The sequence below is a fragment of the Fodinibius salsisoli genome (genome assembly GCF_026229185.1).
Lineage (GTDB): Bacteria > Bacteroidota > Rhodothermia > Balneolales > Balneolaceae > Fodinibius > Fodinibius salsisoli.
Window position 1 is genome coordinate 1 of the sequence record NZ_JAGGJA010000039.1, and the last position, 915, is coordinate 915.

1 protein-coding gene is annotated in these 915 nt (G+C 57.2%); it reads left to right on the top strand.

What is annotated here, in order from left to right:
• The coding region (locus J6I44_RS20530; RefSeq protein WP_265768144.1) for an IS110 family transposase at nt 1-888 on the top strand (888 nt) is incomplete at its 5' end.
• Nucleotides 889-915 lie beyond the last annotated feature (27 nt).

Consider the following 915-nt stretch of genomic DNA (forward strand, 5'->3'; position numbering starts at 1 on the left):
GACCAGTGGTTGTCCGCCCAGGGGTGTCATCCCGGGGATACGATTATTTGCACCGAAGACACCGGCCTGTATGGCAAACGATTGCTCATGGCCCTAACCCAAGCCGAATGGTCGGTAGCCGTGGAAAAAACAACGATCCTGGATAAAGTGGGCCCCGAGCACCACCGCAAGACCGACGGGTTTGATGCCCGTTTGCTGGCCGAGTATGCCGACCGGTTCAGCGACCAGCTACGGTTAACTGAGCCTCCTGAACAGTCCCTTGAGCGGATGAGCCAACTGTATAGCGAGCGCCGCCGGCTGGTGCGTCAGCGTACGGCGACTAAAACCAAGCAGACTCAAGCCGCCCAACAACCTTGTTGCCCGGAGCTGCTGCGGGAGACCTGGAGCCGGCAACTGCAGCTGCTGGGCGAGCAGATTACCGCTTTGGAAGCCCGCATCCGCCAGATTGTGGAGGCTCACGCCGGGCTGTCCAGTTACTTCAGGCTGCTGGCGAGCATCCCGGGCATGGGGGAAGTTACCGTCTGGCTATGGCTGATTCAATTTTATGGACAAACTGACCTTAATCCCAAAAAGATTGCTTCTCGGTTTGGCGTGGCCCCACATTGTCACCGCTCCGGCTCGTCGGTGCGCGGGAGGACCCGCTCGAGCGGTCACGGGGCCTCCGAGATGCGGGCCAACATGACCTTGGCGGCCCGGTCGGCCTCCACGCATTACGATCGATTTAAACAGTATAAACAGCGCAAACTGGATGAGGGCAAACCCTGGCCGGTGGTTCGCAATAATTTAGTGAACAAACTTATCACCATTAGTTGTGCCATCTGGAACAGTGGGGAATTTTATGACCCGGATCATACCTCCCGGTTTGACCGGGAGAAAAAAGTGGCCTAAGACTTGATAAAGTCATAGCATTCCCTC